General features: G+C 62.9%; 21 protein-coding genes. 1 reads left to right on the top strand and 20 read right to left on the bottom strand.

What is annotated here, in order from left to right; all coding sequences use genetic code 11:
• Positions 1-39: 39 nt before the first annotated feature.
• The 4 genes from OPU69_RS17780 to OPU69_RS17765 form a co-directional block, all read right to left on the bottom strand.
• Positions 40-816: a PD-(D/E)XK motif protein gene (locus OPU69_RS17780; RefSeq protein WP_498512850.1), complete on the bottom strand. Its 777-nt coding sequence runs from the start codon at positions 814-816 to the stop codon at positions 40-42.
• Positions 813-3,506, bottom strand: a complete 2,694-nt coding sequence (locus OPU69_RS17775; protein WP_498512848.1) for a Z1 domain-containing protein — start codon at positions 3,504-3,506, stop codon at positions 813-815. The genes OPU69_RS17780 and OPU69_RS17775 overlap by 4 nt, the downstream gene beginning before the upstream one ends.
• A 157-nt stretch (positions 3,507-3,663) precedes the next feature.
• The gene (locus OPU69_RS17770; RefSeq protein ID WP_498512846.1) at positions 3,664-5,469 is read right to left on the bottom strand and encodes a DUF262 domain-containing protein; all 1,806 of its coding nucleotides are present in this window, start codon (positions 5,467-5,469) and stop codon (positions 3,664-3,666) included.
• Between the two features lie 28 nt (positions 5,470-5,497).
• Positions 5,498-6,829: a DNA cytosine methyltransferase gene (locus OPU69_RS17765; RefSeq protein ID WP_498512844.1), complete on the bottom strand. Its 1,332-nt coding sequence runs from the start codon at positions 6,827-6,829 to the stop codon at positions 5,498-5,500.
• A 389-nt stretch (positions 6,830-7,218) separates the two neighbouring features.
• Here OPU69_RS17765 and OPU69_RS17760 point away from each other — a divergent pair, with 389 nt between their 5' ends.
• A complete protein-coding gene (locus OPU69_RS17760; RefSeq protein ID WP_498512842.1) occupies positions 7,219-7,437 on the top strand; it encodes a hypothetical protein in 219 nt (72 codons plus the stop codon).
• A gap of 3 nt (positions 7,438-7,440) precedes the next feature.
• Here OPU69_RS17760 and OPU69_RS17755 read toward each other — a convergent pair whose 3' ends face one another.
• Genes OPU69_RS17755 through OPU69_RS17680 form a run of 16 tightly spaced genes read right to left on the bottom strand, consistent with a single transcriptional unit; the run spans position 7,441 to position 24,853 of the window.
• Entirely contained in the window at positions 7,441-10,143 is a 2,703-nt protein-coding gene (locus tag OPU69_RS17755; RefSeq protein ID WP_498512840.1) for a conjugal transfer protein TraG N-terminal domain-containing protein, read from the bottom strand.
• Positions 10,144-10,176: 33 nt separating this feature from the next.
• Positions 10,177-11,613, bottom strand: a complete 1,437-nt coding sequence (locus OPU69_RS17750) for a conjugal transfer protein TraH (RefSeq protein WP_498512838.1) — start codon at positions 11,611-11,613, stop codon at positions 10,177-10,179.
• Position 11,614: 1 nt separating this feature from the next.
• Positions 11,615-12,460 (bottom strand): conjugal transfer protein TraF, encoded by an 846-nt coding sequence (locus tag OPU69_RS17745; protein WP_054725518.1) that lies wholly within the window; start codon positions 12,458-12,460, stop codon positions 11,615-11,617.
• Positions 12,441-14,168: a conjugal transfer protein TraN gene (locus OPU69_RS17740; RefSeq protein WP_498512836.1), complete on the bottom strand. Its 1,728-nt coding sequence runs from the start codon at positions 14,166-14,168 to the stop codon at positions 12,441-12,443. Before OPU69_RS17740 ends, OPU69_RS17745 begins: the two co-directional genes overlap by 20 nt.
• Positions 14,165-14,929, bottom strand: a complete 765-nt coding sequence (trbC, locus tag OPU69_RS17735; RefSeq protein WP_498512834.1) for a type-F conjugative transfer system pilin assembly protein TrbC — start codon at positions 14,927-14,929, stop codon at positions 14,165-14,167. Before trbC ends, OPU69_RS17740 begins: the two co-directional genes overlap by 4 nt.
• The gene (gene traU / locus OPU69_RS17730; RefSeq protein ID WP_498512832.1) at positions 14,926-15,954 is read right to left on the bottom strand and encodes a conjugal transfer pilus assembly protein TraU; all 1,029 of its coding nucleotides are present in this window, start codon (positions 15,952-15,954) and stop codon (positions 14,926-14,928) included. Before traU ends, trbC begins: the two co-directional genes overlap by 4 nt.
• Positions 15,951-16,598, bottom strand: a complete 648-nt coding sequence (gene traW / locus OPU69_RS17725; RefSeq protein WP_498512830.1) for a type-F conjugative transfer system protein TraW — start codon at positions 16,596-16,598, stop codon at positions 15,951-15,953. The genes traU and traW overlap by 4 nt, the downstream gene beginning before the upstream one ends.
• Positions 16,595-17,119: a S26 family signal peptidase gene (locus OPU69_RS17720; RefSeq protein ID WP_498512828.1), complete on the bottom strand. Its 525-nt coding sequence runs from the start codon at positions 17,117-17,119 to the stop codon at positions 16,595-16,597. The genes traW and OPU69_RS17720 overlap by 4 nt, the downstream gene beginning before the upstream one ends.
• Positions 17,106-17,513, bottom strand: a complete 408-nt coding sequence (locus OPU69_RS17715) for a type-F conjugative transfer system protein TrbI (protein WP_498512826.1) — start codon at positions 17,511-17,513, stop codon at positions 17,106-17,108. The genes OPU69_RS17720 and OPU69_RS17715 overlap by 14 nt, the downstream gene beginning before the upstream one ends.
• Positions 17,510-17,902 (bottom strand): hypothetical protein, encoded by a 393-nt coding sequence (locus tag OPU69_RS17710; protein ID WP_498512824.1) that lies wholly within the window; start codon positions 17,900-17,902, stop codon positions 17,510-17,512. Before OPU69_RS17710 ends, OPU69_RS17715 begins: the two co-directional genes overlap by 4 nt.
• A 28-nt stretch (positions 17,903-17,930) precedes the next feature.
• Positions 17,931-20,474 carry a type IV secretion system protein TraC gene (gene traC, locus OPU69_RS17705; protein WP_498512822.1) on the bottom strand — a complete coding sequence of 848 codons (2,544 nt, stop codon included), beginning with the start codon at positions 20,472-20,474 and terminating at the stop codon, positions 17,931-17,933.
• Positions 20,474-21,286 carry a conjugal transfer protein TraV gene (locus OPU69_RS17700; RefSeq protein ID WP_498512820.1) on the bottom strand — a complete coding sequence of 271 codons (813 nt, stop codon included), beginning with the start codon at positions 21,284-21,286 and terminating at the stop codon, positions 20,474-20,476. The genes traC and OPU69_RS17700 overlap by 1 nt, the downstream gene beginning before the upstream one ends.
• Before the next feature lie 4 nt (positions 21,287-21,290).
• Positions 21,291-22,193, bottom strand: coding sequence for a DsbC family protein (locus OPU69_RS17695; protein ID WP_498512818.1), 903 nt, complete (start codon positions 22,191-22,193; stop codon positions 21,291-21,293).
• On the bottom strand, positions 22,190-23,530 hold the full coding sequence (locus OPU69_RS17690; protein WP_498512816.1) for a TrbI/VirB10 family protein: 1,341 nt from the start codon (positions 23,528-23,530) through the stop codon (positions 22,190-22,192). The genes OPU69_RS17695 and OPU69_RS17690 overlap by 4 nt, the downstream gene beginning before the upstream one ends.
• Positions 23,523-24,281 carry a type-F conjugative transfer system secretin TraK gene (locus OPU69_RS17685; protein WP_498512852.1) on the bottom strand — a complete coding sequence of 253 codons (759 nt, stop codon included), beginning with the start codon at positions 24,279-24,281 and terminating at the stop codon, positions 23,523-23,525. The genes OPU69_RS17690 and OPU69_RS17685 overlap by 8 nt, the downstream gene beginning before the upstream one ends.
• Positions 24,281-24,853, bottom strand: coding sequence for a type IV conjugative transfer system protein TraE (locus OPU69_RS17680; RefSeq protein WP_498512814.1), 573 nt, complete (start codon positions 24,851-24,853; stop codon positions 24,281-24,283). The genes OPU69_RS17685 and OPU69_RS17680 overlap by 1 nt, the downstream gene beginning before the upstream one ends.
• Between the last annotated feature and the right edge of the window lie 8 nt (positions 24,854-24,861).

The following is a 24,861-nucleotide window of genomic DNA, read 5'->3' as shown; positions in this document are numbered from 1 at the left end:
CCTGCTCCCCTGGAACTGGCGACCCGCTCAAATCCACCGTCAGGCTGCCTGAACCGCGGTACTCACCGCAGGCTTACTCAACAATCCAATAATACTGTCGACAATCGCCGGAAGTGTTTCGCCAACCGAGGTCGACGCGACGAGGCCGATGCTGAGTAGATGAAGTTGCTCCCGTCCCCCTGAAGGTAGGGTCGTGGGCTCGAGTTGGTGCAACCCACTGAACTCGTGGGCAGAGAAGCTCGACTGTGTCGTCTTTACCTCTATTGCATGGTCACCGATACGAAAGTCACGACCGCCGTCTTGCCAGCCCTGCCAATATTCGAGCGCTCGCATCATCTCAGTGGGGCGATTTGTGCGCGTCAGCAGCAACTGCCTAAGCACGGTCAACTCCCCGATCAGGCCGATGACCACATTTTCCGGCAATGCGCCCCTGCGGATTGCCATCTCGATGATTGGCTCGACGTCGCTGAATGCGGGTTGCGGGCCGTGCGGAGTTGTAATCCCCGCGCGCAGCAACTCAATCGCGATTAAGGCAGCAACTGAGGCGAAGTGCGGCGCGGCGGGCAAGACGATCCGACTAGCGGAGAAGGGCTCACCTCCTTCCTCTGGACGCCACTCGCCGTGTTGGAGATGGCGGCGAACGAGAGGCGACGAAGCCTGCACCTCGGTCCCGCGAATGAAAATCTCAAAGTCCCCGGATGGCGTACGGCCGATGGCCAGCGGTACCGCGAGCCATCGCATCTTGCGGGCCTGCCCTTGAGGAACGTCCAGTGCCTCCAATTCGGCTCGCAGCGCCTCGAAGTGAAAGTCGCTCATGTGCGAAGCGCCGCGATATGGTCTGGGCCACCATGCGGTAACCCCAAGCCGATCGCCAAGAAATCGGTCGGCAACTCAGGCGCGCTGACGACATGAAGCAGAGCCAAGCCTGGATGCCCCCTGGGCCGCCAACTAGCTCCACCTTGGATGCCAGGGACTGGCGTCGTGCGGTGGTAGTAATAGTCCACCAACTCGTCGCCATGATAGGAGCCGCCATAGCCTCGAGTGCCCCATAAGGTTTGCAATGCTGCGCCGCTTTCGTTGCGATCTCTAGTCACCGCCCGGATGCCAAGAGCCGCAAGTCGCGGATCACGCGCCTGTGCTTGGCCGTGGCGAAAGGCGAGGTAGAAGTCAGGCATGCTTGCGTGCATCGTGTCGGAATAGTTCCATGGCACCTCGGGCCTGTCGGTAGGATAGAAGCCGGGAGCGGAGTGGTCGCCGGTCAGCGAGGCCCATAAGCGGAGATAGGCCGCGATCGAATATGGGCAGGATTGCGGCTCCGTGCCGTAACCTTGAGAATTGCGCATGGGCGGCGAAAAAAGAGGGTCATCGATCCCCAACAAGCGCGCGTAATGGTCCCAGCGCTGGCTGAGTTCGTTACCTAGGTCAGGGTCATGATGCGAGTAGCGAAGCCCATCTAGTAGGTCGGCAAGGGCCCTAGCGCTTATGGGCTCGGAGCGGATGATACCACGCTCCAAGCCATTATCGTCCTTTAACGGCACCCATTCACCGTCCCCCAGCAGGTCCACCGCGAGTTGGATATTGTGACGTGCCAAGTCGTCATCCTCCGATTCGACGAGGCGGACCGAAGGCCGCGGCCCAGGTGACAGGGGAACCTTGCGCGCCTCCACCTTGCTGGTGGCGACGAAGCTTGCGCCCTGCAGCACGAGGGCGGGGCCACTCACGTCGTCATCGCCATCCATGACGGAGATGATCTCGGATTTTAGTGCATTATCATTGACATGATACCGGCGGAACAACTGCAACTGGTCCTCATAGGTGAAGACGCGGCAGAAAGGCAGGAAGTCACCGCGATAGCCAAACCATCGCTGCATCTGCATCTGCGTGTCAGCGGCAGGCTCAGCTGCGCCGCGCAAGAAAAGGCTGGTCGTGAGCCCCTCAAGCGTAAGACCGCGTGACAGGACGTTGCCGGCGACGAAGATCGAGAGGCTATCTGGCGGCACATGGAACCCCGCCTCATCCTCGCCAACCTCGAACCGAGGCCGGTCATCGGAGGCAGGATCGCTGTTGAGCACACGGATCCGCAGGTTTGGAAAGATACGGTCGACGAGCGCTGCTCTGACCTGTGGCCAGCTTGCTGGAGAGATTGGCTGATACGGCGTGTGCGGAAGGCTGGCGAAACCGATACGAGTTGCCTCAAAACGAGCCAGCCACGCTGACCACTGATCCTCCTCCAAGCTGAGCCGCCGAGCCAGCGCGTCGCGCGGCACGACCAGCAGTTCGGAAACCTCATCGTTGAGTTCGACTTCCACCTCCTTTCCCGGCTCGGCTAAGGCCCACCGAACTATATCCTGCGCGGTGCTGAAATGATCTTCTTTTCGGGCCGAGGGGTGGATCAGCATGGTGTGGGGACCCGCGGCAGCTTGGCGCGCCTCGGCCTCAGTGTCGTAGCGGCGCTCGTGATCATATGCCGCCTCCCAGCCTGGCTGAAGGCTCCGTACTGCAGCGCCCACCAGGAAGCAGCGAATGGCATCGGAGAGCATGGTCCAGCGTAGCGCATCGCGGCGTGCAGAAAGTTCTGCCTCGCTCTCGCCGGGGCGCAGGTCCGGGAATAGCGAGGTTTGGCAGAGCGCCCCGGTGCCTGCGTGCCGCAACTTTTCGTAGAAGATATCACCGCCGCAATAATAGGAGCGAACCCCGGTCGGCTCTGCATAAGACAGTGATCTTGGCTCAAGCGACCCGATAGCGCCTGGCGTCCGCAAGGCCGCATTAAAATCACGCGGACTGAGCGGGTTGTGCGTCGCTTGCAGGAAGTTCGCCTGCGGTGTCGCGGTGTAGGCGACATAGGTCGCAAGCATGTTGGGGTGTCGTGTCGTAGCCTCGTCCGGGTCACCGCTCCACAATGAGGCGATGAGCCGGGGCGTCAGCTTCTGTGACCGATCACTGTCCAGCACGCTTGCGTCGTCCGCTTCATCGTCGAGCAGCACCATTGAGTAGGGCCTGTCTCGTGCATCGAGGAGGTCCTGCGTCACGACGTCGGCGAGGAATCGTCGAAGCATGATGAGGTGATCGTCCTCCTTGGGCACGACACAAATGATTGGCCGGCCCGCTTTCAACGCTTGGCGAGCCATTGGTCGTTGAAGATAGCGGGCCGGGTCCGCTCGTTGCTCATGCAGGATGTCGGCGGGTTGGGGAAGGATCAGGCGCTGGTTGCGTCGACAGTAGGCATTCTCCGGCGTAGAACCGTCGAGTTGCGCGAGCAGGCGTTCGTAGGTTTGCAGCCAAAGGCTAACCCTGGTGCCAGCAAGGAGGATCAGTAGGTCAACTCCTGCATCGAGCGCGAGTGCAGCGACACCGAGCATGCTTGCGGTCTTGCCGGACTGCACCGAGCCGACGACCATGCCTGTCCGGACCCGTGAAGTCGGCCAGGCTGCTTCGTCAAGCGCCCCGTCAACGCCAGGCAGCGCTCTCTCGACCACGTAACGCGCGTCGGCTTCCAGCGCGGCCAAGGCTGTTCCAGACAGCCGACCAGCAACATTGGCACGATAGCGTGCCCACCAAGAGGCTTCGTCACGCGATGTTTCTGCGCTTACGTCATGTGCGTCAACAAGCCCACCTACTGGGACAATCGTCACTGGGCCGACGCTGGGCTCGCCTACGGTCATATCAGATCATCGGGATCTTGCGGATCTCAAGAAGTGCCTCGATTGCACTATCTCCGTATCGGTCGCGCACTGCGGCATCCGCGTCAGCGATGTTGACCCCGAGTGTCTCCAGGATGCTGGTCGAGGCGTTCGCGATGTGCGCCCACTGGGTCTTGTTTTGCGTGCTCTGGGGACCAACCATCTTCGCGGTCAGGTCGCGGACGGCGTCAATACCATCCTCCAGCTTCTGATTCTCGCCGGTGATCACGAGCACGAGGCAGGCCAGCACGCTGGCCACGACCGGCAACTCCTCCCACCGAGAGGCCATCTCACTCTTGCCTTTGCGCCGGAACTTTGGGTGCCAGGCATCGGAGGTCTGCTGGTGAAGGTCCAAGGCCGCGATAAGGTCACGAGCCAAGTTTTCGAGCGTCGTTTTCGACCGGAATTGCGCGAGGCGATCGCTGTCGATGGAGCGCAGGAATTCGTCGATATGGCTGGCTGTGGACGGTGTGCGATAAGCTTTATCGGGACCTTGGGCGGGCTTAAGGATCAGCGTCGCCACGGTCCACAACAGGACCTTGGTGCGCTTGAACCGAGTGATGCCAAACCCCAGCGCCTTGATGTTCTCGTGCGCTTCGGTCGGGTCGATCCCTGCCTTCACGAGTTCCGGGGCGATCTCGGGTTCGGGACGGTCGCCGCCAACGAAAAGCATGAGCCGTGAGATCATCAGATGGTTGAAGACCGCGTTGCGGATCTCCTCTGCGTTCAGCTTCATCCCCTGTTGGTTGTAGAGGCGAAAGACCTTGTGGATGTCGCGAACCTGGGTATCGCGGTAAATGAGCACGGGAATAAAGTAGTCGCAGGCGCGCTCAAACAGGTCGGCCACGGTGATGGACTCACCGGCGATCCTAACTTGCTTATCTTTGATCTCGCAATAGTATCGGCCTCCAAGCAGCTTAAGCGGGTCATTGTCATCGGTATACTTTTTAGTTTTAAAGGGTAGGTACTTCTCCCGGATGTCAGTCGCTCTCAGGTTGTTGCGTCGAGCAAACTGGCTGAAGTTGGTATCAAAGAGCTGATAGTCTTTCATTCCCTTAGCATTTTCACGGCCTTCCGGATGCGCGCCCATGAAGCGGAGAATCGCGGTCAGACGCTGCTTGCCGTCTACAATCTGGAAGCGCTGGCTGCTCGAAACCCGAGCTAGAATAATTGAAGGTAATGGGATGCCTCGCAGGATCGATTCGATCAGCATCTGCGAGTCTGCGTTCGACCAGACGAAGTCGCGCTGGTAAGTCGGATTTAGCTCAAGCTGTCCCTGCTGCGCCCTACCAGCGAGGTCGTAGATGCGCCATTTGTCTACCGTAGCGTTGATTGACAGTGGCTCGGTTGCTGGAGCCTCGTTCCAAGCGTCGATCCATGCTTCGGTGGCGGCTGCCACCGACAATTCATCCTCTAGCATCTGAAGGAAGGCAGAACGATTGCTGACTGCGCGGCTGAGCCTCTCTTCCAGGGTTTGAGCGCCCATCTCGGTCAGGAGGACATGTCCATCACTCACCTCAAAGCTTGCTTCTGCCTTACCAGGGGAGAGCTCATCGAAGAGCCGCAGGGCTACGGCCTTGGGCGACTCTTTGTCATCGAAGGTAGTGTCCAGGTTGAGCCAAATCGCCACCTCTAGGACGCGGGCAAGCCAAGCGCTTGAGGTGAAGTCGATGTCCGAGCCATCGAACGAGCGTGGCCCCTTACGGCCCCCTTCTAGCTTTGGCACCAAGCTCGGCTGCGACAACTCCGACAACAGCGTCGCAATCTGGTCAAAATCCAAGTCTTCCAAGGCATCTTCCCCTTTTGGCCGCTATGGCTCAGGCAGCTGCCTCAAGCGATGATGGGCGGTTATTTACTGATAGCTGGAGGTATCCAACCTTCGGATCGTCCCGTCCGAGTAGCGCCCCCGCAACAGCCCTGATGACGTCGACGTTGACAGCATTTCCGAGCGCCTTGAACGCCCCGGTCTGTGTTTCAGGAAGAAATTGCAGTTCACCCATGCTTTGAAGGCGAGCGCACTCGCGCATGGTCATGTAGCGCCGCTCCCAAGGGATGACGGGCACCTGACTGGTCGTGAGCGCGACCAGCGATGGCGCGGCGGTCGGGCGCTTTGCTCGGATGCCCGATGCGCGGAACTGGATTATGCATTGGTTGAGGTCGCGTGGGCCGCCCTTCCAGTTCCACTCAAGCTTCTGGAAGCTGGGGGCAAAGTTGAGGATGGTTGGCAACCACCTGTCAATTACCGCCTTGTGCTCCCGATAGAACTGGCGATTTTGTTCAATGAACCTGATCTTCCAATCTGGGAAGGATACGTTCGTGTCGCGCGCATATGGAGGCAGTGCATCGAGGACCTCCGCTTCTGATAACCCGCGAAGAGTTCTTCCGAAGGCGCCTCGGAATGATTGAATCTCCATAAGGCCATGCCCGGCGGGGGAGCCGGTACGGGCAGGATAGGTTGCACCGAACTCCATTGCCCAAATTGGGAAGGAGGGGAGATCTGAGGTCGATGGTAGGGCGTCGAGGAGCGCCTGCCATGCGTCGAGATAGCCGATGAAAGATGGAGGGAGCGGCTTCGCGTCGTTCGGCGACTTGTCCAGGATCGACCGAATATCAACCTCGCTTGCATCATGAGTCGGCTCTGGCCATGCGAAGTGGCCAAGCCCTTGCCGAGCGCCAACGATGATCGCACGTTCGCGAAGCTGGGGTACGCCGAACATGTGTGGCGAAAGGAGCGCTGAGTCGATGTCGTACCCGACACCTCGCAGGCGCTTCTTCACCTTGTGCCAGGTGTTCCCGTTATCATGCCGCATAATGTTTGGGACGTTCTCGATGATGAGGTAGCTCGGTTCATGACGCTCCAGGATCATGATCATATAGTCGAACAAGTCGCCCCATTGGGGGCAGTCAAAACCTTTCTGCTCGCCCGCCTTCGAGAAGGGCTGACAAGGGAAGCCAGCGCAAAGAATGTCATGCGAGGGTACTTCCTCGATAGCCTGGCGAATATCCCCATGCGGCTTCACGCCGAAGTTGCGATTGTAGAGGTCGGCCAGATCGCTATTAAGTTCAGACGCAAAGACGCATTCGTGTCCCAAGCTTTCCAGCGCTTGATGGAAGCCGCCGAGGCCAGCAAACAAGTCGATGAACTTCATGGTTTGCGCTCCAGCGGGAAGGAAAGTTGCTGAGCTGCGGATTGTTGAAGCAGGTTTCGAACCGCTAAACGGACAAGGTACTGCAGGTTTAGCGGAGGGTTTACCGACTGACCTAGCGCGACGAGAGCGTCATAGTCGATTTGATCGACGGACACGGTAAACCGCTTCTGTTTCGGCAAGGATAACATACTCAAGGCTCCCCTGCACCAGAATGCACCAAATTGCACTAGTATGCACGTCGATTTTGATCGGCGGAGATTTTCCGCACGTCTCGCCATTCGATCTGAGTAGGCTCTTCTTGCTGGGGGCCCGAAAGGCGTTGGCCGATTTTCCTCGCTCCGCGCCGGTGTTTTTGCTATATTCTTGGCTCAAATGAGATGGCTGCCATCATGAAAAATTTCGACAGTGAACGCGCGGTGGCAAGCGGAAGCCCCAAATGGGAGGGGCTGGCTGAAATCGATCAGGCAATCCGCGACAACCGCGTGATGGAGTATCGGATCAAGAAGTCTTGGGCTGATCCGTGGTCTCGGACCCTGAGTATCGGCGTCGTGCTTATCCTTGCCCTTTTCGCTGGATTCGTGATTTATTGGGACCTTCTGAGGGCCTGACGCCTACCACTCTTTGACGTCATCGGCAGCCTCCGCACTAGCGCCTTGTGCCCCCTTGGTGATCGCGTCCAGACGTCCCCTGGAGCCGGTAATCTTCTGGTGACCGGTCACCTGAGCGTTTCGCACCTCTTCTTGGAGATCGCCGGCACTCACGCGGGGCACTGAACCGGAACCCCCGCCACCTGTCTGAACTCGGCCGCGAACCGACCCCGCGCTAGAGATTGCCGGACGAGATACGGGCGGTCCGGGCGTGAGTGCGATGCGATCTTCGATCCCCTCACGGAGTTGCTCGGCATAGCTCTCGATGAACTTTGCCTGCAACGCTTGGCCTTCTGGACTGAGCTGGAAACTGACGTCGTCGAACCGCGCGGTTCCATAGAAATCGCGGTTGCTCTCGATCTCAGCAAGGCCCCATTCGCGGTAGGCTTGGGACAGATTGAGGCTGCCTGCAGCGCTGTTGCCCTGGACGAAGGACACCTGGCTCTCGAGGCGGTGGGCAAGCTCCTCGGCGCGGCGAGCCTCCCGGCTGTAGCTTTGCGCCTCGGTCAGCGACGCGGTCATGCCGCTTGCAGTTGTTGAGATCGACGAGTTGCTCGAGGTGTTCACTGAGCGTACGAACCCATCGCGGGTGCTCGACCAATTTCGGCTGTCAGACATCTGGGACAGGCTCCCAAAGATCCGCGAACGATCTTCCGAGGCGATACCGATGTCGCTGTCGGTCCAGGCCTGGTTTCGACCACCCTTGGCTCCGATGTTCGCCGATGCCACTCCATTCGTGATGCCGGCACTTGCGCCAGCCTCTCCATTCAGAAACCAGGAAACAGTTATGTCATCGGCCGCTCTGCGCGATAGCCCGAATTGCCGCTGCAGATTGGTCGATGCCTGATCGACCTCGCTGAATGCCGTCTGGATGCTGTCGGAGTTCGAGGTGCCGGTCGCGCTCTCGAAGGATGCGCCTCGGCTGAACTGGTCCCTGAGCTCGCGGAACTTCGTGACGGCGCTGGTCGTCGATTCCGTCGCGACATTGGCATAGGTCTCACTGTTGGCGCGGGCCTGCGATGCCATCGTCGAAAGGCGCGCGGTGAACTCCTGGCCCAGCGTCGGCGTGAAGGGATAGCTGGAGGTTGGGATCTGATCGTAGCTGCCATCCGGGAAGCTTGTGGTCATCGAGCCGGTCTCGCTGAATGTCCGCGTCTGCGGTGCACCATAGGTGAAGCTCGGAGCAATCGTGCCTTGGGCGAACTGACGCGTGAGGACGCTCGAGTTTTCGAAGCTGGTGTTGCCGAGTGACACGTTGCCGGTGCTCGCCTCCCGGGCCGCTTCTTCCGCCGCGTTCTGGCTCGGGTTGAGGTAGCTCGTCGCGTGGTGCGAGATCGCCATGGCGCCCTTGGCCACACCGCCTGCCAGGAACGGGACCGAGGCGATGAGGTAGCCTGCCAGCAGACCGATATCGCTGTTGACGTCAGCCATGCCGGTAAAGCTTGCAAGGCTGAGGCCGTTGCTGCCCGTGACCGCGCTCATGTCAGCCGCGCCCTTGTACATCAGCATCATGTGGAGGATCACGAACAGCGGCCCCCAGGCCGCGAGATAGAAGAAGCCCGTCACATAGCCCTTGAGTGCGACCGGCCCCGTCTTGGGGAGCAGGAACAGCGGGAAAAGCACCGGGAAGAGGGCGTAGAACAGCACGGTCAGCACGACGTTCAGGAGCGGGACCCACTTCATTGCGTTGCTCGCGATCGAACCATAAGTCCGCTCGGTCTGAATGTCGGCGCGGGTCTGGGCATAAACGTCAACGTTGCCCGCGCCGCTGCTGCCGGACATCGAGTGCATGGCCTGGCTCATCGCGTTGATGGTCAGCGTCTGCTTGAAGATCTCGGTCGCATTAGCCGAGACCCCGGTCAGGTACTGATAGGCGACTGGCAGATCTGCGAAGAGCTTCGCCTTGGCGAGCGCGGCCGTCTGATTGGGGTAAAGCTGTCGGCCGAACACCGATCCCATCGCGTCGACCAGTCCGGCCCACTGCGCATTGAGCGTGTCGTAGGCCTCGCGGCAGGTGACAATGTTCGAGCTCACCTGGCCCGTGGTCGCATCGCGGGTCAGGAACCGCTGCGCGCGTGCCTGGCTGCCCGGTGCGATCGTCGCCCAGATGTCACCCGTCTCCGCCAGCTCCTTCATCGAGTAGCGGCCGAGCAGTACGTCGTAGAACACGCATTGCCGGAAATGCTCATCGAGATTAGCGGCGAACTCGGGATCGGAAATCCGCAAGGATCGGGTCGCATCGTAGAGCCGCGCGCCGTAGATCATGCCGTTCTTCGAATAGTTGAGATCACCCGGCAGGCCAAACACCACCTCGGCCGATCCCGTGAGATAGTCGCCGACCTGGCTGGTAAAGCTCGCCATGAGTGCCAGGCCCAGTGGCACATTGCTGACATTGGCAGGCGCAAGGCTGGGGTTGAGCCGGTCGGTCACATGGACGTCGAGCCGCGGCACCATCAGGCAAGAGTAGATGAGGGTCGCGCCGAGGAACCAGTTGATCCACGCCCGCCAGTCCTGATTGAACGCCAGGGTCAGGGCGGACAGGCCAAGGCCCATCACCATGACCACCTGGAGCAGGCTTTTATAGCCGCCGTTACCGGTCCAGGCAGCGACTGCCTGGAAGACGTTGACCAGATAGTCGCCGCCACCGACCGTGAAAATCTCGACCATGTCTATTGTTCCGCCTGGATGTGGTTGGTCCGGTCAGTGGGTGAGGGCGCGGCTCTGGACGCCGCGCGACCAGTCGAGCGATGCGGCCATTCCGGGTGACATCGAGGCAGCCAGCACGTTCTCGATGAACGCCGTCTTCTCGATGATCTGCAGCACCGCATTGACCTTGAGATGCGTGTTGGCCTGCCGGTCAGCCAGCGCCTGACGCACGACATTGACCTGGCTCTGCCACATCGCGATCTTTGCTTCGTCGGCCCCAATGAAGCTCGACATTGAGCGGCCAGCCTCGCTGACAATGCGATCGAGCACGGCAAACAGCAGGTCGACACTGGCGATCTCGGCCAGGGTCTCGCGGTCGTCGGTCGGCATGCCGCGGCCATAGGCCGCCTGGACGGTCAGGATCTTGTAGAGCGGGATCGATGCGACCTGCAGCAGTTCCTTCTGCTCTTCGCTGATCGCAGTATCGTCGCGGATGGCCTGAACCATCCCGCCAATGAGCGCGGCCACGCGTGGCCGCAGCGCTTTCGATGCCGGCAGGCTCAGCGACTTGAACCCTGGATCGAGGCACTTCTCCGCCTCGTCGCAGTCGAAGATCAAGACGTTGCCGCTTGTGGTACCGTCCAGCAACGAGGTGACGAGCGTCGATGATGCTTCGCCGACGATCGGCACGAACTTGCCGGGCTCATTGTCCTTGGGCGGCACGTAGATGATCGTTCCCAGCAGCGTCATCGCATATTCGGCGAACTCCTCGTCGAACTGGCCCCCTGGCGAAAAGAACGCCGACTTCTTGAGGATCGTCCACGTGTAGTTTCGGGGTACACCGGGATTGACGTCATCGTACTTGCCCGAGCCTTGCGCTGTCGTGCTCGAACGCTGCCCCTTGGTGCCGCAGCCGTGCTTGGCTGCGGCATAATCGGTGAAGATGCCTTCGGAGTTGCCGATGGCTTCGCAGATCGCCTTGTCGGCAAGGTCGCCCTTGGGCCAGATCCCGCCCACCAAGCCCTGCGCCATCTCGCAGGAATTGATGTTGAGGTTGTTCATGAGCTGAGCCTTCTGGCTGAACTCCTGCATGATCTTCGAGCATTCCGGACAGACCGTGTCGATCGCCAGGCTGAAGGCGAAGCCGACTGCATTGTTGGCGACTGCCTTCAGCATCGCCACGATCTCGCTCGCGTTGATGAAGCTGAACGAGCCGGCGAAGATGTCGATGCCACCGCACCCAGCACGGGCGCGCGGCAGCTGGAGGTTGGCGATGTTGGTCGTCTTCTGCGGGAAGCGCGTCCAGACATTGCCGAGGCTGTAATAACCGGCTGACTGCCCCTGGAACGCGGTCGGCCCGTTGACGTTGGCTGCGCCTCCGACGTCGTTCAGAAACGAGTCCATCGAGCTGCCGACATCCGCCGATGCGCCGGATAGCGGGAGGGTGAGGGGAAGGGTCGCTGCAAGGATCGCAGCGACGACTCTTTTCATCCTAGTAGTCACGTCCAGCTTCCTTCGATGTGAGGAGGTAAATCCGGTCCTGAAGCTCGTCGGCGCTCATGACGCCGTAGCCGATCGGAATGGGGCGGCCGGTCAGGGCGTCCCAGAGCACGACCGCTGGCGTGATTTTGGGCTCCAAGCCCATGCGGCTGCGCTGGTTGGTCTCGACCGTGTAGTTCGGGAAATGTCGCGATGGACCGCCATCGGTCGAAATCGCCCGCACCGCGATGTGCCAGGTCGAGGCAACGCTCTGCACGATCGGCGACATGACCTCGCAGGCACCGCAGCTCTGGGCGAAGAAGTAGAAGAGACCGTAACGCTCGGAGAGCTCGGCCATTGCCGCGTTCCGCTCCGCGCTGCGCGCATCCTGCCACTGGCGCTTGCCAAGCGTCGAGACCGGCCGCTGCAGCGTGTAGTCGAGTTCGGGATCCTGCCAGATGGCCCGCTGCCAGACGTCGCTGAAGAGCGACGCCCGGTCGAGCTGGGCGCGCTGGAACCGGATGTAGGCCGTCACATTGGCAGGCGTGGGCTCGAGGATCGCCTTGGCCTTGAGCTCCCGCAAGGTCGCCGTGATCGCGTCAAGCTGGCTCGTGGCGCTCGCCGCCGGCGCGGGTGCCTGCTGTTCCGGCGGCTTGGGCCGGTTGCAGTAGAACCAGTACCCAAGCCGGCGCTCCTCGCAGTAGAAGCTGTCCTGCTGCTCGTTCGTCTCGGCGCGTGGCGGCGCATCGGTTTGGGTGGTGGTCGTCTGCGCGGTCGCGGGCGAAAGGAAACAAGCGGCATTGGAAATCGCGCAGGCGGCAAGCAGCCGCCACGCGGCCTTACTGGCGTGCGCGGGCATAGTAGTCCTCGATCTTCTGTTGGATGTCCTGGGTGGCCTGCAGTTCGTCAGGCAAACGGGCGGCGTCGGTGAACTCGGCATAGACTTCGCTGAAGTCCATCCGACTGAGGTCGAGCTGGGCGAACTCGTCGATGGTGAAGCCCTGGCATTGTTCGGTCTTGGGCTTGCCCCAAGGCTTGTTCAGCTGCTGGCGGCCCTGCTCCTGCAGGATCCGGGAAAGCTTGGACTCGAAGCAGCAGTAGACCTTCTTCTTGGTCAGGCAGACGCCGAGGAAGCTGTCCGAGCAATAGGTGCCGACATAGGCGCACAGGCCCTGGGCATCCCGCTGATGGAGCAGCATCTCCTCGCGGCTGCAGCCGAGCGCGACGAGCAGCTGGATGCCGGGGATGAGCGGGAAGCCTTTGCCCTTGCAGCAGTTGAGTACACCGAAGACCTTGGACGAGCAGGTGTTGCGCGTGCCTTTGAACAAGGTGAGCGTGTCGGGATCGAACTCACGCCGGGCCTGCGCCATCGCATTGAGCGCGACAGCGGCATCCTTGAACTCGTCGTTGGCCTCGCGCTGGATGGTCTCGCACGAGCCATCAATGCAGTAGACGTCGCCGTCGCAGATGAACTGGTTGGTGCTCGCGGGCTGGTCCGGGACCGGGCAATCATAGACCCGCTCCCAGGTGCGGCAGGGCTCGCCAGCGAGACAGTCTTCGCGCACCAGCTTACAGCCCGGTGTGGCTTCAAGCGTCTGGCAGTCCTGAGCCTGCGTGAACTGTGCGCAGCTGTAACTGCGGCTCCATGCCCAGCAAGGCTGCGTCACGGCGATGCCATCGACGATGCGGGTCACCGGATCGCTGTCGGTGCAAGTCTCGGTGTCCTGCTGGCACGAGTTGTCGGCTGCGAGGCCAGCACACTGGCTTTCGTCGCGTGTGGTCGTGACGACGTTCTCGCCCGTCACCGTATAAGGCGTCGCGCCCTCGACCGGCGCGGTGCAACTGACGAGATCAATCCTGAGATCGCCGGAGTTGCAGCCCCAGTAGATCCCGAAATAGGGATCGCACAGGTTGATCGGATAGGACTGCGTGACCGTGCATTGCGGTGCGGAGTAGCGGTTGCAGTTGTAGACCGAAGCCGGGTCGACCCCGCTGCCGCCCACGCAGTAGTAGCCGTAGACCTGACGTTGCTCGACCCGCGCGGTCAATGTCACGGGGCAGGTCCGCGTTTCTTGGCTGGCGGTGTAACCGACATTGCAGGTCGCCATGTAGCGCGCCGCAGTTCCGCTGGCTGGCGGCAAGGGCACGCAGCGCCCCTGTGTGCCGCCGATGGCCATCCCGCTCGTATAGGCGAGCGGGTCATCGCTGATCACATTGCTGCGTGCGATCGTCGCATCGAGATCCTGCGGCGCAAACCGGGCGCGGCGGTCCATGGAGTCCCGCATAGTCTTGTAGCCGGTACTGGTCGTGGCCTGGCTGGCCGCTTCGCGGCTCATCCGATCCGGATCATCGAAATAGCCCGACTGACTTGGTGTGCCGCCAAAATTGGGAATGCGGCTGGCGTCAGGGTTTGTCGTCGCCGCGCTTTGCGCCGAGGCCGCCTTGTCTCGCCCGAAAGCCTTGCCGTCTGCCTTGGCAGCATCGGTCGTGGTCTGGGCGTGAAGCGGCCCGGTCAGGGTGAGCAGGAGCGCACTCAAGCAGGCGACAGGAAGGAATAGCCGTTTCATGGAACCTGCCTTTCAAGACGGGCGAGGTGCTGGGCCGCGAGCAAAGCGCCAGGGCCGCCGCCGCGCGCGAAGGTCTCAAGCGCGTAGGCTGCGCTGACATTGCCGCTCATCCGGTCGTGGGGCGGAACTTGCGTGCGGCAGTCGAAGCCATCACAGAGGTCGAAGTCGCTGCTGGTCACGACGTAGGCAGGAACCGCCTCAATCCCGAAGGCGCGGAACAGGCGCGGGTCGATGCCGACGCCGTCCAGTTGTTCCCCCGGCTTTGCCACTTTGGCCAATGCGTCCGTGAGAGCCTTGGCGCTGTTGCCAGGCAACCCGCGCAGGGCGACGATGCCGCCCGCCTTGGCCACGTCGTCGATCATTGCGCGCAGCGACGCTGGCGGCATCGAGAGCGAAGCAAAGGCGATGAACCTTGGCGCTTCGCCCATGCCTTCGCTGGTCATGGTGCCAGCATTGGCAACCATCCGGTCGAAATCGAACGTATCGGCCGCATCTGGCTTCGCACTTGTGGCGGCCTCGCGCGTATAGCGGCGGCCGTGCGCCTGCGCTTCGTCGGTGCTTGCCCTGGCTTCCCGCGCCAGAGTTTCGGCCCTTGCCCGAGCATTGGCGGAGAGGGCTTCGGCATCGTTGGCACCGGCGCTGGCCCGCGCCCGGATGGCCGCCAGATCAAGGTCCGGTTCGGCTGTCTGTGCGGATGCGCCAGCTAGGGCGGCAAGGCTCGAAAGCGATGCCACTACAATGAGATGAGGGAGTGTTTTCATAGCGCGCAGCAGTTCCGCTTGCGCCAGACCAGATAGCCCATGTCCTCGCCAATGGCGGGATAGACCTGGCCTGCCGACATGAAGGTGGTGGAGGCACCAATGGGCGCGCAGGCGTAGCGGCCCTTGGTCTGCGGATTGGGATTGGTGGCTTGGAACCGGTACTGCTGCTTGCGCATCACCGGCATCAGGTACTTGCCGCAAAGCCCCTTGCTGCCCATCGTCCCCCAGGCGACGAGTTCGCGGTGGAGCTTGTAGGAGAAGCGGGCGAGTGCGAGCCGCGAGGCCTGGACATGGCCAATGGTTGCCGAGACATTGCCGTTGAGTGGATACATCGTACCCTGACAGCCCGCGCACCAGAACAGTTCATCGGTCGGCAGCTTGGCCGTTGCCGCCACGCAGTCGGCCGCGCAGGCCGCAAGCGCCAGCGGATTGGCGAACAGGACCGCCTCGGGGTTGATGATCGCGGTGAGTTCGCTGTCCTGCCAGAGCGGATCGATCTCGGTGATGTAGAGAATGTCGATCGAGCCGGATTCGAGGCAGAGGAAATCGGCAACGATCTCCATCCAGTAGATCAGCGGATAGGCATACCAGTGGACATGCCACTGTGAGTTGTACTGGGTATTGCCGCCGATCGCAGATGGCCCCGCCATCGACTTGAAGCCGATGTCGAACCCCGGATCGAGCTTCATCCCGCCCAGATTGACGAAGCACCACGGCTTCATGCTGACATCGGCAAGCCGGACTGGCTCCCAGAACCCCATGGCAATCCCGGGCCGCAGCCCGCACAGGCACACCGGCAGAGCGGGGTTGCTGGTGTCGGGCCGACTTGACGGCCAGATCTTCAAGCCTCCGATCGAAATCGGGAAAAGGCACGACCAGCAGATGTCCGTGATCGGATTGACGAACTTGCCGGTGCAGCGGCCCGGACCGGCCGCAGCCTGTGCGGGAGCGCTGGAGATGGTGCTCAGGCTGGTGAGCAGAAGTGCTCCGCAAAGCCATGACAAAAGGCGATGTTTCCTGCTCATGATGTCGCCCGCTCTTTGGGAGTGACCGGCTGCTCGGTGATGAGGAGCGCGCGGCCCTGCTGCTCGACGGTTGCGGGCACCGCGCGAATGCCGAAGTGCTTCACCAGCGTGCCGCCCTGGTCGAAGTAGAAGCGCCGCTGGCGGGCTTTCATGAGTTCGAGCGGCGCACCCCGCACGAGGATGAGCTTGGCCTTCATGCTGGCATAACGACGGATGGCCCAGGCGAGCTGTGCCGGGTCGTCGCCATCGAGGAAGACGAGGGGAGCCCGCAGCGGCACGGTATCGAGCGGATTGACGCGCGTGCCTGCGGCAATGATGAGCCGGCCCTTGTCGTCAGCAATGTCGCGTTCGACGGTGATCGTCGGATCGAAACGCCAGCTGCGCAGCGCCGAGGCGAGGGAGATGCCTGCGACAGGCTCAGGCCGGTTGACCCGGGCGATCGTTCGCCGCTTCAGCTCTTCATTGAGACGGGCGGTCTCGCCGGTCTTCTCGAGCTGCGTAAGCCTGGCATGGATCTGCTGGAGCAGGTCCGGCTCGACCACTGGCCAGACCGTGCCGTGCTGGCCGTAGTCGCGAGCCATTGCCTGGGGTGCTATGGCAACCGCAAGCGCAGTCGCGCAAACGGGCAAGGTGATGAGCCTCACAGGATCGGCCTCCCGACCCCGAGAATGCGTGGGCCGCAAATCCAACCGATCGCGGCGTAGCGGCTGTCGAAACCGTCCTTGTGTTCGCTTGTGACGAAATAGCAGCCTTGCGGAACGCGGCCCGTCGGGCCAAGCGCGAGGGGTTCACCAAGGCGGCTTGTGAGCTTGGCCTTGGCGACAGCCTGCCCGTTTACGAAGTAGGTGCGGTCGTGCTCGGTGACGATGTCGCCCGGCACACCGCTCACCCGCTTACCGAACGGTTTCGGCTCCGCCCCGAAATGTTTCACCAGCAACGGCGAGGCAGGCGGGTCAAACAAGATGATATCCCCGCGGTGCACGGCCGCCCCGCGCGTCACCCAGAGGGCCCAGTAGGGCAGGCTGGGGCTCACGTTGATCATCAGCGCATGGCCCTGCGCGAAGGCGCCAAGTGAGGAGAGCGCCAGCGCCCCGGCGCCAAGCCCGCCCCAGAGCGCGAGCCGGCGCGCGGGCGCAGAGCGGATCAGGCGATCAGCGGGCTGCATCGGGAATGGCTCCCATCCGGCGTACAACATCCGCGCGCACAGATTGCGTCAGGTCCGGTGTGCTCCCGGCGACCACGGCTTCGGCAACGAGGACCGTCCGGCCTTCGCGTCCGAGCTTCTGTACCGAGGCTTCCACGGCCTTGAGGTAGGCCTGGACGCGCAGCCTGGTCTCTTCGGGCGGCCGGCCGGCACGCGCTTCGGCTTCGATGAAGTCGCCCATGATCCGGCTCAGCTGGACCGTGACGACCTCACGCTTCTCCACGGTGAGCAGCTTGTCGGTCGCCCAGACACCCCACAGCACCTGACCAACCATGCCGACGCCGACAGCGACAGCGGTGAGATTGATCGATGCTAGCCGTACGCGCAGGCTCGATGTTGCTATAATGTTCTTCACAGCTTTTCTCCCGAGAGTTCGCGGTCGAGATCACGGATGAAGCGCGGCATGCGTGCCATCACGATCAGCGTCGCGAGAGCGACAGCAACGAACTTGAATTCGCCGAGGAACGTCACGCGCCGCTCGAGATCGGCCCCCAGGAAGCGGTATGCGAGATTGGCGACATGGGCGAAGAAGGCATCGGGATTTCCGCCCGACAGAAGGAGGAAGAATAGCAGCGGCAGGCCCAGCGCCATCAGATAGGACGAGCCCAGAAACAGGCTGCCGCGAAGCACGATGTAGCAGCCATCGGCCATGCGCGAGCGCCAGGTGGGCACTCGAAGGCTGGCGGGCTGCTCGACTTCGGACGGGGCGGTCCGGTCGAATGGGGTGACGAGGTGGAGAGGCATGGAAATAGGGATCCTTGTTGAATGAATGTCAGCGGTTGGCGAAGGCGATGCGTTCGATGGCATCGGCGAGCTGGTGGCCCCGCGCGATCTCGGCATCGATGGCGGCGAAAGTCTGGGGCGAACTCGAGAACAGCGTTGCCGAATAGTCGTCGAGCACGAGCCGCCCGATCGCCTCGGTCTCCGGCCCCTTGATGAACACCTCGGAATAGTCGCTGCCGGACCGCTTGAGGCTGCGGATCAGCGTCTCGGTGCGATCGTCCATATCGAGGCGCTTGCTCGCCTTGAAATCGGCAATCGTCTCCGGCTTCTGCTGCAGGATCAGCATCCAGTCGCTGTTCTCGAGCGCTGCCGTCGCCCCGTCGGACTTGTAGTAGTCGTTGAGTGATTGGGTGGCGGTCGCGAGGGCGCCGCCATATTTCCGGCAGGTGCGGGCATAGGTTTCGACGAATTCACCCATCGATCCGCCCTTCAGCATCGACCACGCCTCATCGATCAGCAGGAGCTTGCGCAGCGACCTTGGGCTGCGCGTCATCGCCTGGCTGGTCATGAACATGATCGCCGAGAGCACCACGCTGCGCAGGTCTTCCCGGCTCGCGAGGTCGGACATCTCGAACACCGTGAAATCCGCATCGAGGTCGAGACTGGCCTGGCCTTCGAAGAAGGCGCCGTAGGTCCCGCCCGCCATGTAGGGCGCGAGCGCGGTCGCGATATCGGCCGCGGTGTCATGCCCAAGATTGCCGAGCATCTCGCCGACGGTCGTGACCGTGGCTGCAGCGCCGTGTTCAGCCCAGACCATGTTGACCGCCCGGTCGATCAGCCCGCGCTCGGTATCGGTCAGCTTTGCGCTGTGGCGGGCCATTTGCCCGACGATCGCCTTGATCATTCCGAAGCAGTCGAGGCGATAATCCTCGTCCTCGGCGGCGCGGGTTCCGTCGATCATCGAGAAGGGGTTGAGGCAGAAGCCCGCTTTCATCGTGAACTCGACAAAGCGGCCGCCTTGCAGCTTGACCGAGTGCTCGAAGCTGCGGCCATCGTCGATCACGACCACCTGCGCGCCGGCGCCGCGCAGGGCGGCGCACATCTCCTGGAGCAGGACCGACTTGCCCGATCCAGACTTGCCGCAGATAGCGACATTGTGGTTGCCAGCCTCGTTCTCGAACGGCGACCAGAAGAAGGGCTGACCGCGCCGACCGACGAACAGCAGGTGAGGGTGGGCGCTTCCGAGATACTCGCCCTGCATGGGCGCGATATTGGCTGCAGTAGTCGACAGGACGGTCTTGAACCGCTTGAGCCGCTCCATGTCGGCACCGAGCCCGTCGGCTAGCGTCAGCGGCATCGCCGCGAGCAGCCCCTGGATCTGCAGATAGCGCTCGTCGGTGAGATCCCAGCCAGCCGCCTTGTAGATCGACTTGATCGCGCGTTCGTGGCGGTCGCCTTGGCCCAGTGGCGAATAGGTCGTCACGCCGTAGAACACGCGCACCAGACGGCGGCCTTCCTGGAGCTCGGCCTGAACATGTTGCCACTCGGCGGCCTGTTCGCCGATCCTGGGCAGGAACCGGGCGCTGCGGGTTCCGGCGAGGCTGGTTGTCCGCATGAACTTGAAGCCGGCCTTGGCCGATGCTGCCTCCTGGTCCGGATAGACGAGACACAGCATGGTGGCGGCCGGGCAGGGGAAGCGCAGCTTGTCGGTGAACAGGTCGCCGATCAGCCGCGCGCATTCCCATGGGGCCCAGCGCGACGGCATGTTGCGGACGGCAAAGTGCCGGACATCGAAAGCATCGGGATAGACGGTCCCGATCTCGGGCACCCCGTCATTGACCTTGCCGGTGGGACGGAACCGCTCGGTCACGAGGCGCATGCGATCCTCTGCCACGACCAGTTCGATGTCGTGGCGGATCGCCTGGGAGGCGATCGGATCGTTGGGGTTGTAGGGCACCGCGTCGTCCTGCGGCGCGGTGGTGGGCGAGGTCAGATCATCGATGACCGCGATCAGCGCTTCCGGCCCGACTTCGACCACGCCGAGGTTCAGCGACTTGAGCATCGCCATCAGCCCCTCGCGGGTTTGCTTGAGATCTTCGTTGCTGACCGCCTTCGATGTCGGCACGCCGACTGATACGATGACCTGGTGATGCCGTGCATGGAATGGCGCGTCCGCAGAGCCTGACTCCCAGACGAGTGAATAGAGCCGCCGCGCGCGGTGGCGGGCAATCGCCTCATAGACCCCGCCCTGGATGTACCGTGGCGCGAACCACGGGGCGACAATCCGGCTGATGCGGGGGCTCGCGAGGTGCAGCACCTGCAGGCACGCGCCGGCTGGCAAGCCTTCCGAAAAGAACTGCCCGAGGATTTCCCCGGTGCGCTCGTCCGCCCCGATCAGCGGCGTGACCGAGAGGACAAACCCTTTCGAGCGTGCGTTGAAGTACAGCCGGGTTGCCGGATCATAGACCCGGTAAGGCAGCCAGTCGGAGAGCATGTCGACCATCAACTGCGGACGTGCCTTCTCGGCATGTTCGGCATCCCCCAGCAATCCGCTGAGCAGCCGGTCGACGACCGTCTTGAGTTTTTCGGCCATCACTTGGGCTCCTTGGACTGCGAGGTGCTGACGTTGGCCTGACCGCCGGATCCGGTTGCCGGGCGGATCGCGGCTTTCGCGGCTTCAATCGCCGCTGCGCTGGGGAACACGGGAGCGCTGTGCCCCGCCTCTGGCCGAGGGGTCCGATCACGCGGGGGAGGCGACGTGTCGAACCCCTCGACCGCCGGTGCCTTGGCACCGGCAACGGCCTCGCGCGCCGTGGAGGGGAGGACCAGCGGCGAGGCATCTGAAACTGCATTTTCGGAACTGGGGGCATCAGCGCCCAGGTTATCAAAGGCGCTGGTCCCATCCGTGGGCGCGGACGAGAAGGGCGGCGCAAGATCGGCGGTAGCATCCGGGTGTTCGTCAGCGTCTTCGTGCGCAGACGCAGCTTGAGCGGCCTTCAACTGCCGGCGGACCTGGCGCATCACGGACCCGCTCTTGTCCTCACCCGCCTTGCGGCGCAGCTCGGTTGCCCAGCGCGGGTTATCGACGACCGTCCAGGCGACAGCTTCATCATGGAGCGTTCCTGCCTCATCGACATGCGCTGGGAAGACGACCCGCAGGGTCCGCTCCGCCGTACGCGTGGTATCTGCGTCCACCACGCCCGACCGGGGGCGTGTCTCGGCATGAGGCGCCGTGCGAGACGACAGAGTGTTCGTCGCCTTGGCATCGATGACGTGGGCCGGTGCGCAGTCGCCCTTGGGCGCCCGGCAGGTGAAGTCGCCTTCGACATTGGTGCCGAACGTGGCGCAGCCACTGGCGAAGCCGGCCAGACAGACGCAGGTGAGAAGACGTGTCGGAAACCGCATGGGTTTATCCTTTCGGAGCTGGGGTGGGGGCAGCGCGCAGGAATTCCCGGAGCACTGCGGCAGGGCGGTAGCCTTCGAGAACGGCGCCATCGGCGGGGCGCACGATTACGGGTGTGCCGCCAAAGCCGTGAGCGCGCGCGAACTCCTCATTGGCATCGAGGCCGCTCGTGTCGCAGGGTTTGGGATTGGCGAGCGCGAGGCCCGAATAGGCCATGTGGAGGGCGACTTCGGGGCGCGGCGAGCACAGCACCCGTTCCGCATCACGGCGGCTCTCCGCCCCGAAAATCGAGATCGGCCGTTCTTCGACCCGCGCCCCGATCGCCTTCAGTTCGGCCTCAAGCTTCTTGCAGTAGCCGCAGTGGAAGTCCGAGAAGACGACGACACGTGGACCATTGGCAGGCCCCCAGGTGATCGCGCCGTTCGGAGGAAGTTTACCGAGCGGAACATGGCGCGGTGCCGCGTTCCGGGCTGAGGCCCCGGATGGGCTTGGGCCGCCTTCTGCTTGCGCTTCGGGATTGCTGCGCCGCGCAGCGCCTGCCGCCAGCAGATCCGGATTGAGGGCGAGCAGCCGCGCAGCCGTCAGATCCTGACGGGCTTCCATGTCGTAGACCCGGCCGATCACCAGATACTTCGCAGCCCGGTCGACGTAGAAGAGCGTCGATTTGGATGCGACTTCGCACAAGCCCCCAAGGCCCTTGCAGTTGATCGCGTCGATCGGCGTCTTGGGCAGGCGCAGCTTGAGCGCTTCACGCACCTTCGCCGTGTCCGGAGCGGCAGCAGGGGCTGCAAGGCTTGCCACACCCCATCCGGTCGCGCCCGACAAGGCGATGATTGCTGCCACCCCAGCGGCCAGGCGCAACCAGCGGCGCCGACCATTACCGTGCTCTAAAAGCGAGTTTTCGATCATTGGGAGTTCCTCACGTAGACGCCGTCGAGGAACACGATCTCGACATCGATGCCGGTCGGCATCTCGACGACGGGTTGGTACTGTTCGGCGCGCTCGATCAGGTATTTGCTGACCGTGTCGGCGGCATCGGCGGCGCCCTGGCCAAGCCCGCCGCCGAGGATGTCGCCCGCAGACAGCTTGGAGCGGCTGCCGTCGGGGTTGGTCGTGACACCGGAAAAGACGCTGTTGGCGTTGGCGGAGAAGCCGCGCCCGAAACCGCCGACGATACCTGCCAGCAGAGCCTGGCTGACCAGACTGCCCTCGCGACTGACAATGCGGCCGCGCACCCCGGACTTGCCAGCAAAGCTGATGAACCCTTTGACTTCGCTCACCGCGACCCGGCCGCCAGGCTGATCGCAGGTCATCCGGGCGAGCTTCACATAGACCTTCTCGCTGCTGAGATCCCCGCGCGCTGCACCGTTCACAACGCAGCCCTGGATCCGGGTGGTCAGAACCTTCCCGTTCTGCATGACGGATCGGGCAGGCCCCGTGATCCTCAGCACCACGGGCAGCGGATCGGTCTGGCTGGCGACGCCCGCCGAGGCGTCGACGCCGACGATGACCCTGGCCGGCGCATAGGAATTGGGCGGCAGGTAATCAGGCGAGTCCTCGACGACGACCGGCGGCGCATCGGGGCGACCCACTCTGAGACCACTGCTTGCCGCCTTGTCGGAGCTGAAGCTCATCAGCTTCACCTCGCCAGGCGAAGGGATCATGCCGCCCTGCGGATCACCGCCTGCAGACACAGCACTGGGCTGAGGCGAACGTCCCCGCGCGTCATAACCGCCTGCCTGCGGCCCATAGGCCGGTGGCGGTACAGCGGGTGCCGTCGTCGTGGGCTGAGCGGCAAGCCGCGTCTTCAGTTCAGCATTCTCAGCAGAGATCGCATCGATCGCAGCCTGCCCATCGACCCGCATGGCCTGGTTTTCGGATCTGAGAGCCGCGAGCTGCGCCTCGATCTCCGTCCGCGGGATGCTCCCATCCTTCAGCGCCTTCTGTTCGCGCGTGACCGCATCCAGCCGGTTACCATAGGTCGCCACGAACTCGCGCTGCGACAGATCGCGGTTGACCAGACCTGCCGTGTCGATCGTCTGCGCCGCATTGGGATCGTCGGTCTTGGCCTTGTCATCACCGCCAAGGATGAACCAACTCCCGCCGAGCAGCGCGAGCGCTCCCAGCGAGCCCAGCAGCAGCTTCTGACGGCGCGCAGTGCGGGCGTTAAGCCCGGAAAGTTCGGACGGTGAAGCGGTCGCGGCCTGGAGAGGGGCCGTGCCGTTCGCATTGACTGCATCAGTCATGGCCGGTCTCCCCGTTTGCGCCGACAACAAAGGCCGTGGTGCTGGCCCCGGGTTCGAGCTTCGGCTCGGCAATCGAGACGGCGAGGGTGTCGCGCGGTGCGAGATCGCGCTCGGCCAGCGTCACGGGCTTCGATCCGCGATTGTGGACGCGAACAACTTTCCCGGTGAGGCTGGCGCCCCGATAGTCAGCGATGAGCTGGACTTCGAGATCGCCGACCCGCACGGGCACGGCGGTCGCCTGGCGGACCTCGTAGCCATCGACAGTCCGGTCATTGGCCATGGCCTGGATGAGCCTGACGGCGCTTGACTCGATCGGGGTCTGGCTTTCCCAGTCCGCTGCCCGGTTTCTCGCGATCGCGGGGTTGGTCACGAAGACCTGGGTCGCCGGGATTTGCTCAACCCGGCACGCGACCTTGTAGACGAAGCCCTTTTTCGTGGTGGCGAAGAAGCTGATTGCCCGGGCCGCGTAGGTTTCCGGCACCGACACGTAAATGTCGCCGCGCACCGGCTCGTTAGTCACCGCAAAGTCGTTGTAGGGCGTGCCAGTCGAGATCTTCGAGACGCTGGCGAACTGGTCGTCGACCAGCGCAAAGCGGGTCAGTTCCCGCGCTGAAACGCTGCACTCGATCCCGGCGCCGTCAGCCGCTTGCTTGAACTGGTCGGCGGCAAAAGCGGGGGATGTCGCTGCTGCGAGCAGCGCTGCCGCGCTCAGAAGTGAGCCCCGTGCATGGGCCCCTTTTCGGTAAGCCATCACTGGGCCTCCTTCGATTTGTCCTGTGGGGGGAGCTGGGCGAACCCTGCCAGCGCCAGGCGCAGGCCGCGGTAAGTCCAGCTGAAGCGGAAACGGCGCTCGTCGCTGGCAATCACCTGCGCGCCGACGAAGGTCTTGAGAGTTCCGGTCACATCCGATGTCAGACCCTTGGGATCCACGCTCATCGACCGGATCACGAATGCCTGGGTAACGTCCGAGCCGCGTTGCTCCTCGACAATCCCCACTAGCTCAGCTTTCAGCCGCCCATAGCTTGCGGGATCCGCCAGCTTCAGGATCTCGTTCATCCAGTAATCGAGGCCCTCCGGGCTGCGATTGAGGAGAACAAGGGCGGCATCGCGGGTGACAAGCTCAAGATAGTCGGCCTCGACCCCGGCGCTGCTCACCGTGAGTTGCTTGGGAACGGTCGGCACCAGCACGACCTCGCGGTCGCGGGTGGCGGCAAGGCTCCCTGCCACGACCAGTGCGAGGCCGAGACCCGCGCTGGTGAGCGCGAACAGGTTCCGCTGGCGCAGCAGCGATTGCTGACGTTCGTGGGATATGTCGGAAAACATGAGTTTCT

The organism is Blastomonas sp. 34TW, assembly GCF_059803595.1.
This window is presented reverse-complemented; position numbering and strand designations above follow the sequence as displayed.